The sequence below is a fragment of the Shewanella sp. 1311 genome, from assembly GCF_059338235.1.
The window spans coordinates 1,286,659-1,300,980 of sequence record NZ_CM181686.1 but is presented as its reverse complement, the minus strand read 5'-3'; the positions used below and the strand labels follow the sequence as shown (position 1 = coordinate 1,300,980).

The window sequence follows — 14,322 nt, the reverse complement described above, 5'->3', positions numbered from 1 at the left end:
CACTTATAAGTTATTTTAAGTGTCAGGATGCCTATTGCTCTTTATGACTTAGGCAAGATTGAATACCTACAACAAGGTAGTTTGTATAAGCAAATTACCCGGCACCGCCTGAAGGCCCGGCCATAAAAATAATCAAAATAATGCCACCTCTTAAGCGTTGCTTTTATGCGACTGATTTCTATTCATTTAATTTTTATTTTGGAGAGCTATTATGACTGATTTAAAAAAAGCAGCACAACGCGCCATCGAGTTAATGGACTTAACGACTTTGAATGATGACGACACAGATCAAAAAGTGATAGACCTGTGCCACAAAGCGAAAACGGCTGCGGGCAATACTGCCGCTATCTGCATTTACCCACGTTTCATCCCAATTGCACGTAAGACACTCGATGAAATCGGTGCTGAAGATATCCAAATCGCCACTGTGACTAATTTCCCCCATGGCAACGATGACATTGCCATTGCTGTACTCGAAACCCGCGCTGCCGTTGCCTATGGTGCCGACGAAGTTGACGTGGTATTCCCATACCGCGCGCTGATGGAAGGTAATGAAACGATTGGTTTTGAATTAGTCAAAGCCTGTAAAGAAGCCTGTGGTGAAGTCTTGTTAAAAGTCATCATCGAATCTGGCGTGTTAGCCGATCCTGCGCTTATCCGCCGTGCATCTGAGCTTTCAATCGATGCGGGTGCTGACTTTATTAAAACCTCTACGGGTAAAGTGCCTGTAAACGCCACACTCGAAGCGGCTGAAATCATGCTGACAGTGATCAGCGAAAAGAATACCCAAGTAGGCTTCAAGCCTGCCGGTGGTGTGCGTGATGCTGCCCAAGCGGCTGAGTTCCTCGGTGTTGCAGAGCGTATTTTAGGGGCTGACTGGGTTTCACCACGTACCTTTAGATTTGGTGCTTCAAGCCTATTAAACAGCTTGCTGCACACACTAGAACTGGCTGATGCGCCTAAGCCAACTCAAGGCTATTAATCGCAAACTGTCGCTGATTAATACTATCAGCGTATAGCGAGCCTAATTAAGTGTGACCTAAATCTATTTGGCAAACTCAAAACTTCGATAGTATGAACTTGTAATATTGCTACAGTTTTGATGTTTCATTGCAAAGATAAGCACTAGCGACAGGGTTGTTAGTGTCTATCTTGGAGGCAGTATCATGTTTCTAGCTCAAGAGATTATTCGTAAAAAACGTAATGGTTTAGCGCTAAGTTCCGAAGAGATACAGTTCTTTGTTCAAGGTATCACCACCAACTCCGTATCTGAAGGTCAGATCGCCGCATTAGGCATGGCGGTGTATTTTAATGACATGAATATGGATGAAAGAATCGCTTTAACGACAGCAATGCGTGATTCTGGCACTGTGCTTAATTGGCAATCATTGGGACTCAACGGTCCTGTCATCGACAAACACAGCACTGGTGGTGTCGGCGATGTGATTAGTCTCATGCTTGGTCCTATGGCTGCGGCTTGTGGCGGTTATGTGCCTATGATTTCTGGGCGCGGCCTAGGTCATACTGGCGGTACACTCGATAAGTTTGATGCCATTCCGGGTTACCAAACTGAGCCTTCAAGTGAATTGTTCCGCAAAGTGGTGAAAGAAGTCGGGGTGGCGATTATTGGCCAAACGGGCGATCTCGTTCCTGCCGATAAACGCTTCTATTCTATTCGCGATAATACCGCCACCGTTGAATCCATTTCTCTCATCACAGCATCGATCCTGTCTAAGAAATTAGCCTGTAATTTAGATGCGTTGGCGATGGACGTGAAAGTCGGTAGCGGCGCTTTTATGCCAACCTATGAGGCATCGGAAGAATTAGCTCGCAGTATTGCCGCTGTTGCAAATGGCGCGGGTACTAAAACGACGGCTTTGCTTACCGATATGAATCAAGTGCTTGCATCTTGTGCAGGTAACGCGGTTGAAGTGAAAGAAGCCATAGACTTTTTAACGGGTGCTTACCGTAACCCGCGTTTATATGAAGTCACTATGGGTCTTTGTGCTGAGATGCTGCTCCTTGGCGGTCTTGCAAGCAATGAAGCCGATGCTCGCGCTAAACTGAATCGTGTACTCGATAATGGTCGCGCTGCAGAACTCTTTGGCAAGATGGTGTCGGGTCTTGGTGGTCCGGTTGATTTTGTTGAAAACTACAGTAAATACCTACCGCAGTCACAAATTATTCGTCCGGTTTTTGCCGATATGCAAGGTTATGCCTACAGCATGGATACCCGTGAGTTAGGTTTAGCGGTTGTGACCTTAGGTGGCGGCCGCCGTAAGCCCGGTGATGCACTAGACTATAGTGTTGGCTTAACTCAAGTGTGTGCTTTAGGCGATAAAGTAGATTCATCGACGCCGATTGCCGTTATCTATGCACAGTCTGAAGCCGCCTTTGCTGAAGCAGAACTTGCGGTGAAAAAAGCGATTCACATTGGTGAAACCGCTCCAGAAAAAACACCTGAGATCTATGCCTATATTCGTGCATCGGATCTTTAAGGAAGAATTATGAAACGTACCATTATTATGATGTTGGACTCCTTTGGAGTCGGTGCTTCTGCTGATGCAGCAAGCTTTGGTGATGTCGGTTCCGATACCTTTGGCCATATTGCTAAAGCATGTGCTGAAGGCAAAGCCGATATTGGCCGTGAAGGTCCGCTGAAATTACCTAACTTAGCGCGCTTAGGTTTAGGCCATGCGGCGATGGAAAGTACGGGCGCCTTTGCCCCAGGTTTTGGTGACAATGTTGAGCTGATTGGTGCTTATGGTCATGCTCAAGAGTTAAGTTCGGGTAAAGATACCCCGAGCGGTCACTGGGAGATGGCGGGCGTGCCCGTACTATTCGAATGGGGCTACTTTAGCGAGCACCAAAATTCTTTCCCTAAAGAACTGACGGATAAGATTTTAGCCCGTGCGGGTCTGGATGGATTCTTAGGTAATTGTCATACTTCTGGCACAACTATTTTAGAAGAGTTAGGCGAAGAGCATATGCGCTCTGGCATGCCTATTTTCTATACCTCAGCCGATTCTGTGTTTCAAATCGCCTGCCATGAAGAAACCTTCGGTTTAGACAATCTTTATCGTCTTTGCGAAATAACCCGTGAAGAGTTAGAACCTTACAATATAGGTCGCGTTATTGCCCGTCCATTTGATGGTACTGGCCCAAGTGACTTTGCCCGTACTGGCAATCGTAAGGATTATTCGCTCGCGCCACCTGCAAAAACCGTATTAGATAAGCTGAATGAAGCGGGCGGTGAAGTGGTGAGTGTGGGCAAGATTGCCGACATTTATGCTTACTGCGGTATCACTAAAAAAGTGAAGGCGAACGGCTTAGAAGCGCTTTTCGATGCGACCTTAGCCGAAGTGAAATCTGCGGGTGATAACACTATAGTGTTTACTAACTTCGTGGATTTTGACTCTCACTATGGTCATCGCCGTGATGTGGCAGGCTACGCTAAAGGGTTGGAATATTTCGATGCCCGTTTGCCTGAAATGCTCGCATTATTGGGTGAAGACGATCTGCTGATTTTAACGGCGGATCACGGTTGCGATCCAACATGGCAAGGCACGGATCATACCCGTGAATATGTGCCAGTATTAGCCTTTGGCGCTGGATTGAAAGCAGGTTCTCTGGGGCGTCGTAAGAGCTTTGCCGATATCGGCCAGTCTATTGCGAGCCACTTTAAGCTCGAACCTATGGCCTATGGTGAATCTTTCCTTTAGGCAAATTAGCATTTATTTCGATTTGGCGGCTGACATTTGCCGCCAGTAAACAAAGACTTAAGTCTTAATAAAATAAACAGGGGTTATTTCGATGGCAACACCACACATTAATGCTGTAGAGGGCGCATTCGCTGAGACAATGCTGTTTCCAGGCGATCCATTACGTGCAAAATATATTGCTGAAACATTCTTAGAAAATGTTGAGCAAGTGACTGATGTTCGAAACATGCTAGGTTTTACTGGTACTTACAAAGGTAAGCGTATTTCAGTTATGGGTTCTGGCATGGGTATTCCTTCATGCTCTATCTATGCAACTGAATTAATTCGTGATTATGGCGTTAAGAACCTGATCCGTGTGGGTACTTGTGGTGCGATTAGCACTGACGTTAAAGTACGTGACGTGATCATCGGTATGGGTGCATGTACTGACTCAGCGGTTAACCGTTTACGTTTTAAAGGCCAAGATTTTGCTGCTATCGCTAACTATGAGCTGATGAATGCGGTTATCGAATCTGCGAAAGTTCGTGGCACTAAAGTTCGCGTAGGTAATATTTTCTCTGCGGACCTGTTCTACACTCCTGATCCACAAATGTTTGACGTGATGGAGAAGATGGGTGTATTAGGCGTAGAAATGGAAGCGGCTGGTTTGTACGGCGTTGCCCATGAGTTTGGTGCGCGTGCCCTGTGCGTTGTGACTGTATCTGATCATATCCGCACCGGTGAAAAGACTTCTGCAGAAGAACGTCAAACCACATTCAATGACATGATCATCATGACATTAGAAGCGGCGATTACACTGTAACTGTGTAAGAGTGTGCTACTGGAAAAAGGGTTCGCATTGCGGACCCTTTTTTTATGCCAATTCTTAGCGGCTTTTCTATTCGACTTTGTTATTTATGGCTTATCTAGAACCTAGCTATCAATAGATGAGTTGTCCTATCTTCCTATCTATTGATATAGAGATTAACCGGTTGAATCTGTGTCGAGATCGCTTGGCTCGCTGGGTGTTTTTGGCGTCGAGGTTTCGGTCGTAACGGCTGTTGCTTTAGCCGCGTGTTTTACCTGACGGACACTTTTAACCTTAGGTTTAACCTTTACAGGTGCCGCTTGTTCCGCATCGTTTGCCGCGTTTTCAACTGCTGTATTATCCTGTAATTCCAATGATTTTTCTGACGTTTTTTCGGCTTTAGTTTGCATGCTTTCCTGCGCGAGCTTATCAACACGAGTCTTTGTCACTGCTTTTGGCGCCTTAGTGGGCTTAGTCGCTTTCTCTTGTGGGTTATCAGTGGTCGATACCGCTTGATCTTTGGTTAGCTCTTGCGCCAAACCATCATTAACACTTTCTGATGGCTCTTCAGTTGAGGATCGTTTCTTAGGTTTTTTCGGCGCTTGACGCAACTTAACCCGAAAGCGGCGGCGGTCAAAATCGGCGCGTTTGAAAGACAAAGAGCGTGAAAGCAACATACCAATCAAGCCTGCAACCAGCAGCATGATTTGTTGTTGTTCCATGTTTAAGTTGTGGGCTTCTTTGATTTCGTTGAAAAACAGCTTGGTATCGAGCCTGACTTCGACATAACCTAGATTTTTCCCTTCTTGGATCACAGGCTCAACATAGGGAGGATATTTGCTTAGTAGCAAATTCATTTCTTCTGAGTCAGGGTCTACAACATCCTTAGTGATACTTTGGGCGAAAGATAACCGCATGCCTTGGTCGCTGAAGATAGCCGCAGACATCACCTTAGGATCTTCCACTAAAGCACTGGCGAGCCATTGCAACTGCTCATCATTTTGCAGTTGTAGCGCGGGCGCTGCACCATAAGCGGTTTGCTGTACCAGTAATCTGGCCATCTTTTGAGTTTGGGACTTTAGAAGCAGCTGACCTTGTAGTAGGCTTGTCTGCCACAATTGTACTAAGCCGAATATCAAGGCGAAGGCGGCGGCAATTTGGATCAGTCTACTGATTTTATGGCTTTTCTTTAGCCCTTTAAGATATAACACTTTGACCCTTAAAATGTAGAGCGCTTGCCTAATCATAATTGATTCTGAGTGAGCCCGATAGTTGGAGAATTTAAGTCCGATGGAAAGCTTGAACCAAGATGCGCTTTTTTTGTGGTTAGTCTCTGACCATTCCCCAAGGTTTGAACGCCAAGGGCAAGTGTTTGAACGTTATCAAGAGTCAGCAAACCGCGCTGGTGTTTCGCGTTTGCGGATTATCTATCAAGATACGTTAGCGCAGGCAGCGATATCGGCCTGGATTGCGGCATTGCCTTCGTCTGACGTTATCGGTATTGCCCATATCAAACGCCAAGTTGGCTTACATTGCATCGAGTTGGCGCTGGTGAATGTGCCTTCTCAGGCACAGTTAGCGGCGTTCCCTCAGTCTTTGGCTGAACTGCATGTGCTCCATGTTGATTTGCCTCGCTTGAATCATCCCGGCTTATTAGTGATGGACATGGATTCCACGGCGATTCAGATTGAATGCATTGATGAATTAGCGGCCATGGCGGGCGTTGGCGAGCGCGTGGCGGCGATTACTGAACGTGCTATGCAAGGCGAGCTGGATTTTGAACAGAGTCTGCGTCAGCGCGTGGCGCAGCTTAAGGGCGCTGATGCCAGTATTATCACGACTTTGTGCGATAACTTGCCTGTAATGCCAGGGCTTGAGCCCATGCTTTTGGAGCTTAAATCCCATGGCTGGCGCTTAGTGGTGGCATCTGGCGGTTTTACCCCTTTTGTGGGCCATTTAAAGCAGCTGCTAAGCCTAGATGCGGCCTTTGCTAATGAGTTAGTCATCACTGATGGCAAACTCGCGGGTGAAGTGACGGGTAAAGTCGTGGATGCGCAGTTTAAAGCGGATGTGGTTGAGTGTTGCAGTGAGCAGTGGGACATTCAAAAAGGTCAAAGAGTCGCTATCGGCGATGGCGCGAATGATATCCCTATGGTGATGGCGGCGGATTTTGGTATCGCTTTCCATGCCAAACCTAAGCTGGCAGCCGCGGCGGATGCGAATATTCGCCATCTTGACCTGCGCGTTTTACCTTATCTGTTGCAAATCTAGGTTATTCATTTATTTGAAATTTGAGTCGAGATGAAAGTCTAGGTAAGGGCTGAGTTAGAGTAATGACTCTTGTCTTTTATCGATGAACTGGTAGTTTAGGGAGATTGATAAACTACCAGTGACTTATTTTGACTCAGCTCGCCCAAGGCTCAACATCACCCATTTCACAGTCTTCAATCTACCTGCCATACCGCGATGGACAGCTGCATCTACGGCAGTTATTACCGTCGGTGCCTGATTTTTCTAAAACGCCTATTCTCATGCTCCATGGCGCCATGTCTAATGGTCGGGTGTTCTATAGCCAAAATGGCCGTGGCCTAGGTTGTTTTTTGGCTAAGGCGGGATTTGTGGTGTATGTGTTGGATACCGCTGGCAGAGGGCTCAGCTTGCCGAAAATCGATCGCGATTTTACCTTAGGACAAGGTGAAGTGATCCGTGAGCAATTACCTTTAGTGCAGCAGGCCATTCTCGATTTACATCAAAAAGCTTGTCAAGAACAAGCGGCTCAAGATGATCGCAAAGCCGTGGCGCCTTCGCAGGTGCATTGGTGCGCCCATTCATGGGGCGGGGTGTTAATGGTGAGCAGTCTGGCCCGTTATCCTGAGTTACAACAAAGCGTTCGTTCACTGCTTACTTTCGGTAGCAAGCGGACGATTCGGGTTAAGTCCTTCAAAAAATGGTTGATGGTCGATGTCTTTTGGAATCGTCTAGCGCCAGGCTTAGCAATGGGCCAAGGTTATCTTGCTGCCGATAAGCTGCGTATTGGTATGGACAATGAAAGCCGCGCCTCATTAGTTCAAAGTATTGATTGGGTGCGGGGTGATTGGATTGATCACGACGATGGATTTGATTATGCGAAAGCGGCAACATTCGCTAATTGGCCTCTAGCTTGGTTTATCTCAGGGCAGAGCGATACTGTGCTTGGGCATCCAGAAGATGTGGCTGATATGGTCGCAGAGTGCGGCTTTAAACGGGTGAAATCAACGCTTCTTTCTAAGGATAATGGTTTTAAACATGATTATGGTCATGCCGATATGCTGACGCATATAGATGCTAGCAGTGATCATTTTCCTAAGATTAGGGATTGGTATTTAAGTTTTGATCTGGCGGTATTAAACAATTAAGACTGTTTTTTATGGATTGCAGGGTATCTTAGTTCAACCTCTTGGGTAATATCTAACAGTTCACCGACACCAATTATCCGCCATAACTGTTCTTCTAATTGTTTAGCTTTATGGTTTGCATGAATATTAATGTATTCCAATTCGCGACGCAGATAACTCATGTCTGGCTTCTCAGTCGCACCTCGGTAAACGCGTAGGGCGAGGAATCGGCCTAACGCTTTGCTCTGATTGATAAAGGTTATCTGAGCATCCACATCACCGACTTCTGTGGCTGAAGTGCATTTCAAAAAGATTTTGCCACGAGATTGACGTATCAACTGGACAAACACTTCAATGAAATCCATATCTTGCTGGGGTTTCATCTGGCGAATAGGTTCGAGGATATCCCGCTTAAAGAATCCATCCTTTAGCAGCGGTGCTAAATTATATTGCAGAGTATCTGACGTGCCTGCGGCAAAAATATCGCTGATCTCATCCTGTTGTGTACCTACGCCTAAACACGCGACTTGGGCCGATTTTGTCGTTTTTTCAACAAAGTAGGGCACAGAATGCAAATCATGCATCAGAATATTTTTTAAACCATCGGCAAGTTCATTCGCTTCACTATTGTTCTCAGTCAGTTGTTCTAACTTTTCCTTATTATGGGCAATCAGTTTATTTAAAAACTCGACCCCCACATGGGGTGTATGGCCCATGACTGCGGTTAAATGCAGTGTTACACCATTCTTACGGGTGCGCACTAAACGGTAAGGGAGATTATCTAACTGTGTTTTACCCGCAATGGTTTGTAGTTTAGGGAAGCTTAACAGTAGCGGTTTATTCGATGAGAACTCTGTCGGATTGTCTAAGGTTAATTGCATGCCACGGCTAGAAATATCTAAAGTAATGCCCGTGGCTTTTAGCTTGTCTTGCGTCACGTTGACTAAGGTTTTAAAGGCGAAACGAGCCTCTTGGCGTCGCTCGCTAAATTGCATGGAAACTAACTTAATTTGATTGGTGGTTAATCGTTGTTGACCAAAGGTTTTAAGGGCATTGGCATTACTGTTGTCTTGCCAGGCTTTGTAATGCCCTCTGGCATCTTCATTACTGATATCGATGAGCTGCAGTAAATGACTAAACTGCGATAACTGCTGTTCAACCAGTGGGCTGAATTTAGCCTCATCGCCCGGCAGGGTTGCGCGGCGATAGCCCTTATCATGATAAATTTTATCTTGGGTTACTTTAAAGATCCGCCAGCTAGGTTTGGTCGATGCAAAGCCTAGGAATAAAGGCATCATGCCCTTAGCTTTAAGCTCCGCTAAGGTGGCAGAGTAAAAATATAAGCAGCCTTGGGCATTATAGGTAAAGCTAAAAAATAGCCCGTGGTCGGGATTTTCTGGATGACTCAGCAATGCCGATACTCGGCTTGGGGTCAGCATGGCTGGTAATTGGCTGACATCATTCTCATCTTGAAAATAATGCACTATCTGTTGGTTGTCACGGCTGAGTAGCATGTGACTCAAACCTTGGGTTTGAGTATTGAAATACAAAGGTAAGTGAGGCAGGTGGGGTAAATAATGGCGTTCAAATCCGAGTCCTGTTGCACTCACAATCACATCATTGACATCTACCTTGTAACGCAGTTTATAGCCGCGGATTAAATTGCCGAGCATTTCACTTAAGGCTTCGCTGCCACCAAGGCGTTTGAGTCTTAGCCAAATATATTCGCCATTGGTTTGGCTATCGACAATCTGATAATCCACTCCTAGCTGGAGATCGGGATAGTAAAACTCTTCGCTGAGTTCCAGTAACTTAACTTTGAGTGGTTGGTCGAGATCGAAGGGATGATTGGCTGCAAGACGAATACGGGCGCCGCCGATAGATAAATCTGCCGTGATCCCTGGCACTTCACCGCGACCCGTTTGTGATGCCGCAATGCGAATACTGTAATTCATCCGTTCTTCGGCACGGTTGAAATAGCTGCCTAATACCACGCCGGGCACCATAAAAGGTTCAGGTTCGGCGGCTTCAACTTGAGTCACACCTTGACGTAATTTTACCCGACGCTGTTGGTGAGCATTGAGCACATACTCATACACACCTAAGGTATATTGGTTGCGAAACAGTGACATGGCCTCATGCATACTGTTTTTAGCGGGCTCGTCTAAAAAATGTCGCTGTTGGCCTAACATGACTTCAGTACAAGTAAGCTCAGATTTATCCCTGAGATCGATAATTCGAGTGCAAGGCGAAGCCAAACGACTCAATTCCATTTTCACAAGAAAACGGGTCGAATTGGTTTCATCTATCGTCAGCTGCTGGAAAATCTCTTGGAAGTTAGGTTCCATGAGTAACGGCTTGAGCTGTTCGATGAGTGCACTATGGTTATCTAAACTCATGTAGGGTTCTTTTTAATGCTTATTTTGTATTGGACTGTTAGTCTTATGTCGGCAGTATTCATCGTTACTTAAATTGATTTTATACAGATTTTAATGAGTTATGGCAAAGAATAAAACAGCGTACGTGTGTAATGAGTGTGGACAAGACTTCCCCCGTTGGCAAGGGCAATGCAGTGCTTGTCAGGAATGGAATACGATTACTGAGGTCAGGCTCGGTGCGGCCTCTCCTGGGCGCAGTACTAAGTTTGTCGGTTATGCCGGTGCGAGCAGTAATGAAGTGAAGACATTAGATCAAATCGATCTCAATGCTCTGCCACGAATATTGAGCCATTTCGGGGAGTTAGACCGAGTGCTCGGTGGCGGGATAGTGCCAGGTTCAGCCATTTTGATTGGCGGACATCCTGGTGCGGGTAAGAGTACGCTTTTATTGCAAACTCTGTGTCATCTGGCAGAGCAAATGCCTGCACTGTATGTCACGGGTGAAGAGTCCTTGCAGCAAGTGGCCATGCGTGCCCATCGCCTTGGTTTACCAACCAATAAACTGCGGATGTTGTCTGAAACCAGCGTTGAGCAAATTTGCGAAGTTGCCCTAAAAGAATTGCCCAAAGTCATAGTAGTCGATTCGATTCAAGTGATGCACATGAGCGATGTGGCATCGAGCCCAGGTAGTGTGTCGCAGGTGCGCGAATCCGCTTCTTACTTAACGCGTTTTGCGAAGGAAAATGGCATTGCCGTGATTATGGTCGGCCATGTAACCAAAGATGGCAGTCTGGCAGGGCCTAAGGTATTGGAGCATTGTATTGACTGTTCAGTGATGTTCGAAGGCGATAGTGATAGTCGTTACCGCACCTTGCGTTCCCACAAAAACCGGTTTGGCGCCATCAATGAGTTAGGTGTATTTGCCATGACAGAGCGCGGCTTAAAAGAAGTCGCCAATCCTTCGGCAATTTTCCTTTCCCGTGGTGAAGAAGAATCTTCTGGCTCGCTTGTTATGGTGGTTTGGGAAGGTACGCGGCCGCTACTTGTGGAGCTGCAGGTGCTGGTGGATAACTCGGCCATGTCTAACCCGCGCCGCGTGGCTGTGGGTATGGATGCTAACCGTTTAGCCATGTTACTTGCTGTGATGCATCGTCACGGCGGTTTACAGATGTCAGATCAGGACGTATTTGTGAACGTGGTGGGCGGCGTGAAAGTGACAGAAACCAGTGCCGACTTAACCTTGTTACTTGCTATGGTGTCGAGTTTTCGCGGGGATATTTTACCCAGCGATTTAGTAGCCTTTGGTGAAGTGGGGCTATCGGGTGAAATTCGTCCTGTGCCTAATGGCCAAGAGCGATTAATCGAAGCCGCTAAACATGGTTTTAAGCGCGCCATCGTGCCAAAGGCCAATGTGCCGAAAAAGCCTCCTGCGGGGATGGAAGTCGTGGGTGTGTCTAAGTTATCTGAAGCGCTAGAAGCGATTTAGTCATTAGGCCGAGTAAAATGAGAGGCTAGCTAAATTTAGGCGCTAGCTAACACTTAGATGCTAGCTAACACTTAGATGCTAGCTAGCATTAAACGCTCTCAAGCGAGATGAACGCCAGTAAGCAAAACAGCGCCATTAGGCGCTGTTTGTGTTTGTGAGCGAGTGTCTTAATCTGCGATATTGTGTTTTTCGATAAACAACATAAGTTCGCGATTCAGCAAGGAAGCATCACCTAAGTTAAGCTCCACCATACGTTTTAGGTGGCTGATGCTGTCGACGTCGATGAAGTTACACTTCAAGCCTAATTGGGCATTTTTTTGATGGACCAACTCAGTTTCCATACGGATCTCAATATCAGATTCGGGCAAGATAAAACTGAGGGTAATAGCATCACCCGAGTGGATAAAATTTTGCGGCTCTTCGACCAAAGCGCCATTTAGACTCAAATCGAGAATGGTCGTCTCCCACTGTGCAACACCTTGTTGTAGATGTGCATTCGTGGCAAATAGAATCCGCGAAAACTTGCGCCTTTCGTCCATACCCAATCCTTTTTCTTTCATAGTCAGCTAAGTGTAGTCCCATCAGTGTCCCTAAGCATATGTCATATTGATGTGACTGTAAAAGCAGAGCAATTTTTTGTTCAATAAAGCTACCGAGATCGCATATTTAACCTTTCACGCATATGCAAATATGAAAAAGTATGAATAATTCACGTAAGTAAAATAAGAGAAATTGAAAATGACTTATAGTGTGCTCGTTGTCGATGATGAAGCGGTTATTCGTGCGCGATTGAAGGGATATTTTGAAAAGGAAGGTTATCGCGTCGTTGAAGCTGCCGATGGCGAGCAAATGTGGTACGAATTTAATCGCCAACATATCGATTTGATCATGCTAGATATCAATTTGCCCGGTGTCGATGGTTTGAGCCTGACCCGTGAGCTGCGCAGTCGCTCCCATGTGGGTATCATTCTGGTGTCTGGACGGGATGAATCTATCGACAAAATCGTTGGTCTCGAAATGGGCGCCGATGATTATGTAACTAAACCTTTCGAACTGAGGGAGTTGCTGGTTAGGGTAAAAAACCTTCTATGGCGGATTTCCCTTGTGAAGCAAGCTGAGTTGGCGGTCGCCGAAGAATTATCTCAACCGGACGATGTGATCAGTTTCGAAGGTTATCAACTCGAACTTAACAGCCGCAAATTACGCCATGGCGATGCGTTGATCAAACTCACCAAAGCGGAATTCGAGCTACTGGCAGCATTTGCCCTGCATCCGCAGCAAGTCTTATCCCGCGAGCGTTTAATGCAGCAAACCAGCCACCGTAATCTGGATGTCAATGACAGAACGATCGATGTGATCATTCGCCGTCTTCGCAATAAACTCGACACTGAATTGTTTGTCACTATTCATGGCGAAGGCTATTTATTTGCCGCTAAAGTGGACGATTAATGGAGTTAGGTCGCACTTGGTACAGAGGGTAAAAGTCGGCTTCCGCTAGGCTGAAATCTAATTGGGACAAAGTGTTAGAGGATGATGTTCGCTTGATGATCGCTGGGCCTATATCGCCAAATGCCTTAGCGCCTTCGAGTTGTTTCACTGTGACATCAATTGCGAGTTTCCCCTGTAACACGACTAAATCATCATTGCTGTAGATGACTTTTTCCCGTTTTAGCCCACGTAAAATAGCGGGGGACAAGTAACTGCTTACTAGCTTGACTCTGTTACTTAATCCCTTTTGTTTCAAAGTACTAATGGCGGCTTCAATCGCCACTGCGCTGCCGAGAATATAATCCGGCTGCTGAGCTTTTAGCAGCATCTGCAACTGGTCACGATACAAATTGCGATTATTATCGGCGTGCTGAATTGCACTAATCTTGACTTGGCTCCCTTCAAGCGCCTGACGTATACCTTGCTCAACTAAATCTGTGCCACCTACGTTTTCTGGTCCGGCCAAGAGTGCCAAATTTGCCGTTTGATGTGGATGTTGTGCTGCAGCATCGGCTTTGATGAAGTTACCCGCCAGTAACCCCATTTGATACCAGTTCACGCCAATATGGGTTTGGACTCGGTCGCTATTGAGTTTATTGACTAGGGCTAACACGGGTTTAGTGAGCGGTGTTGTAAATTGGGCGAGTAAATCTGGGCTGACTGAGCCGAGCAAGATGGCATCATAGTCGCCTTGCATACAGCTTTGGAGCTGTGCCAGTTGTTTATCTTTATGGTAATAACTGCCTGCTTCGAAGAGATCGAGTGAGACGCCAAGGGTTTTGGCATGTTGGATCAGTCCATAATCAATGCCAATCCAGTAGGCATCTTTAAGGTGTGGTACTAGGGCGCAGATCCGCCAAGGCTTTTGAGCTTTTGTCAGCGGTAAGTAGTTTAATGTCTGGGATTGCTGGATTTTGACATTGAATGGCGTGCGCTGCTCTAATGGCCAAGTGAGGTTTTCACTTGTCGCATAGCCTGAAAACACGAGGCCAAATGTGGCGAGTGTGAATAATCGTTGCCAATATTTTCGCATCATCCCGTATTATCCGCTAAGCATAATCTTGGATGGCATTGTAACAGTTTAAGG

At 46.2% G+C, this 14,322-nt stretch carries 12 protein-coding genes; 8 read left to right on the top strand and 4 right to left on the bottom strand.

Going from position 1 to position 14,322, the window contains the following annotated elements; translation table 11 throughout:
* Positions 1-211 precede the first annotated feature (211 nt).
* From deoC to deoD, 4 genes are all read left to right on the top strand, one after another.
* Positions 212-982, top strand: coding sequence for a deoxyribose-phosphate aldolase (deoC, locus tag AC5YB3_RS05845; protein WP_006086931.1), 771 nt, complete (start codon positions 212-214; stop codon positions 980-982).
* Between the two features lie 184 nt (positions 983-1,166).
* Positions 1,167-2,498 (top strand): thymidine phosphorylase, encoded by a 1,332-nt coding sequence (deoA, locus tag AC5YB3_RS05840; protein WP_494526736.1) that lies wholly within the window; start codon positions 1,167-1,169, stop codon positions 2,496-2,498.
* A gap of 9 nt (positions 2,499-2,507) precedes the next feature.
* Entirely contained in the window at positions 2,508-3,722 is a 1,215-nt protein-coding gene (locus tag AC5YB3_RS05835; protein WP_494526735.1) for a phosphopentomutase, read from the top strand.
* Between the two features lie 91 nt (positions 3,723-3,813).
* Positions 3,814-4,524, top strand: coding sequence for a purine-nucleoside phosphorylase (deoD, locus tag AC5YB3_RS05830; RefSeq protein ID WP_006086929.1), 711 nt, complete (start codon positions 3,814-3,816; stop codon positions 4,522-4,524).
* 161 nt (positions 4,525-4,685) lie between these two features.
* Here deoD and AC5YB3_RS05825 read toward each other — a convergent pair whose 3' ends face one another.
* Positions 4,686-5,720, bottom strand: coding sequence for a YtjB family periplasmic protein (locus AC5YB3_RS05825; protein WP_494527168.1), 1,035 nt, complete (start codon positions 5,718-5,720; stop codon positions 4,686-4,688).
* 79 nt (positions 5,721-5,799) lie between these two features.
* On the opposite strand from AC5YB3_RS05825, the gene serB reads away from it, so the two are divergent.
* A complete protein-coding gene (gene serB / locus AC5YB3_RS05820; protein ID WP_494526734.1) occupies positions 5,800-6,780 on the top strand; it encodes a phosphoserine phosphatase SerB in 981 nt (326 codons plus the stop codon).
* A 128-nt stretch (positions 6,781-6,908) separates the two neighbouring features.
* Complete coding sequence (locus tag AC5YB3_RS05815; RefSeq protein WP_037391385.1) at positions 6,909-7,904, top strand: alpha/beta fold hydrolase; 996 nt, start codon at positions 6,909-6,911, stop codon at positions 7,902-7,904.
* On the opposite strand, the gene AC5YB3_RS05810 is transcribed toward AC5YB3_RS05815, so the two are convergent.
* A complete protein-coding gene (locus AC5YB3_RS05810; RefSeq protein ID WP_006086925.1) occupies positions 7,901-10,282 on the bottom strand; it encodes a PilZ domain-containing protein in 2,382 nt (793 codons plus the stop codon). The genes AC5YB3_RS05815 and AC5YB3_RS05810 overlap by 4 nt on opposite strands.
* 100 nt (positions 10,283-10,382) lie before the next feature.
* Here AC5YB3_RS05810 and radA point away from each other — a divergent pair, with 100 nt between their 5' ends.
* The gene (gene radA, locus AC5YB3_RS05805; RefSeq protein ID WP_006082696.1) at positions 10,383-11,747 is read left to right on the top strand and encodes a DNA repair protein RadA; all 1,365 of its coding nucleotides are present in this window, start codon (positions 10,383-10,385) and stop codon (positions 11,745-11,747) included.
* A 167-nt stretch (positions 11,748-11,914) separates the two neighbouring features.
* Here the strand turns inward: radA and AC5YB3_RS05800 are convergent, their stop codons facing one another.
* Positions 11,915-12,286 (bottom strand): PilZ domain-containing protein, encoded by a 372-nt coding sequence (locus AC5YB3_RS05800; RefSeq protein WP_006086924.1) that lies wholly within the window; start codon positions 12,284-12,286, stop codon positions 11,915-11,917.
* 199 nt (positions 12,287-12,485) lie between these two features.
* On the opposite strand from AC5YB3_RS05800, the gene torR reads away from it, so the two are divergent.
* The gene (torR, locus tag AC5YB3_RS05795; protein ID WP_012587046.1) at positions 12,486-13,196 is read left to right on the top strand and encodes a two-component system response regulator TorR; all 711 of its coding nucleotides are present in this window, start codon (positions 12,486-12,488) and stop codon (positions 13,194-13,196) included.
* Here torR and torT read toward each other — a convergent pair.
* The gene (torT, locus tag AC5YB3_RS05790) at positions 13,180-14,271 is read right to left on the bottom strand and encodes a TMAO reductase system periplasmic protein TorT (RefSeq protein WP_226059606.1); all 1,092 of its coding nucleotides are present in this window, start codon (positions 14,269-14,271) and stop codon (positions 13,180-13,182) included. The two genes, torR and torT, sit on opposite strands and share 17 nt — an antisense overlap.
* Positions 14,272-14,322 lie beyond the last annotated feature (51 nt).

Coding starts and splice junctions, on each gene's coding strand:
- deoC (WP_006086931.1), top strand. CDS start 212: ATGACTGATTTAAAAAAAGCAGCACAACGCGCCATCGAGTTAATGGAC.
- deoA (WP_494526736.1), top strand. CDS start 1,167: ATGTTTCTAGCTCAAGAGATTATTCGTAAAAAACGTAATGGTTTAGCG.
- AC5YB3_RS05835 (WP_494526735.1), top strand. CDS start 2,508: ATGAAACGTACCATTATTATGATGTTGGACTCCTTTGGAGTCGGTGCT.
- deoD (WP_006086929.1), top strand. CDS start 3,814: ATGGCAACACCACACATTAATGCTGTAGAGGGCGCATTCGCTGAGACA.
- serB (WP_494526734.1), top strand. CDS start 5,800: ATGGAAAGCTTGAACCAAGATGCGCTTTTTTTGTGGTTAGTCTCTGAC.
- AC5YB3_RS05810 (WP_006086925.1), bottom strand. CDS start 10,282: ATGAGTTTAGATAACCATAGTGCACTCATCGAACAGCTCAAGCCGTTA.
- radA (WP_006082696.1), top strand. CDS start 10,383: ATGGCAAAGAATAAAACAGCGTACGTGTGTAATGAGTGTGGACAAGAC.
- AC5YB3_RS05800 (WP_006086924.1), bottom strand. CDS start 12,286: ATGGACGAAAGGCGCAAGTTTTCGCGGATTCTATTTGCCACGAATGCA.
- torR (WP_012587046.1), top strand. CDS start 12,486: ATGACTTATAGTGTGCTCGTTGTCGATGATGAAGCGGTTATTCGTGCG.
- torT (WP_226059606.1), bottom strand. CDS start 14,271: ATGATGCGAAAATATTGGCAACGATTATTCACACTCGCCACATTTGGC.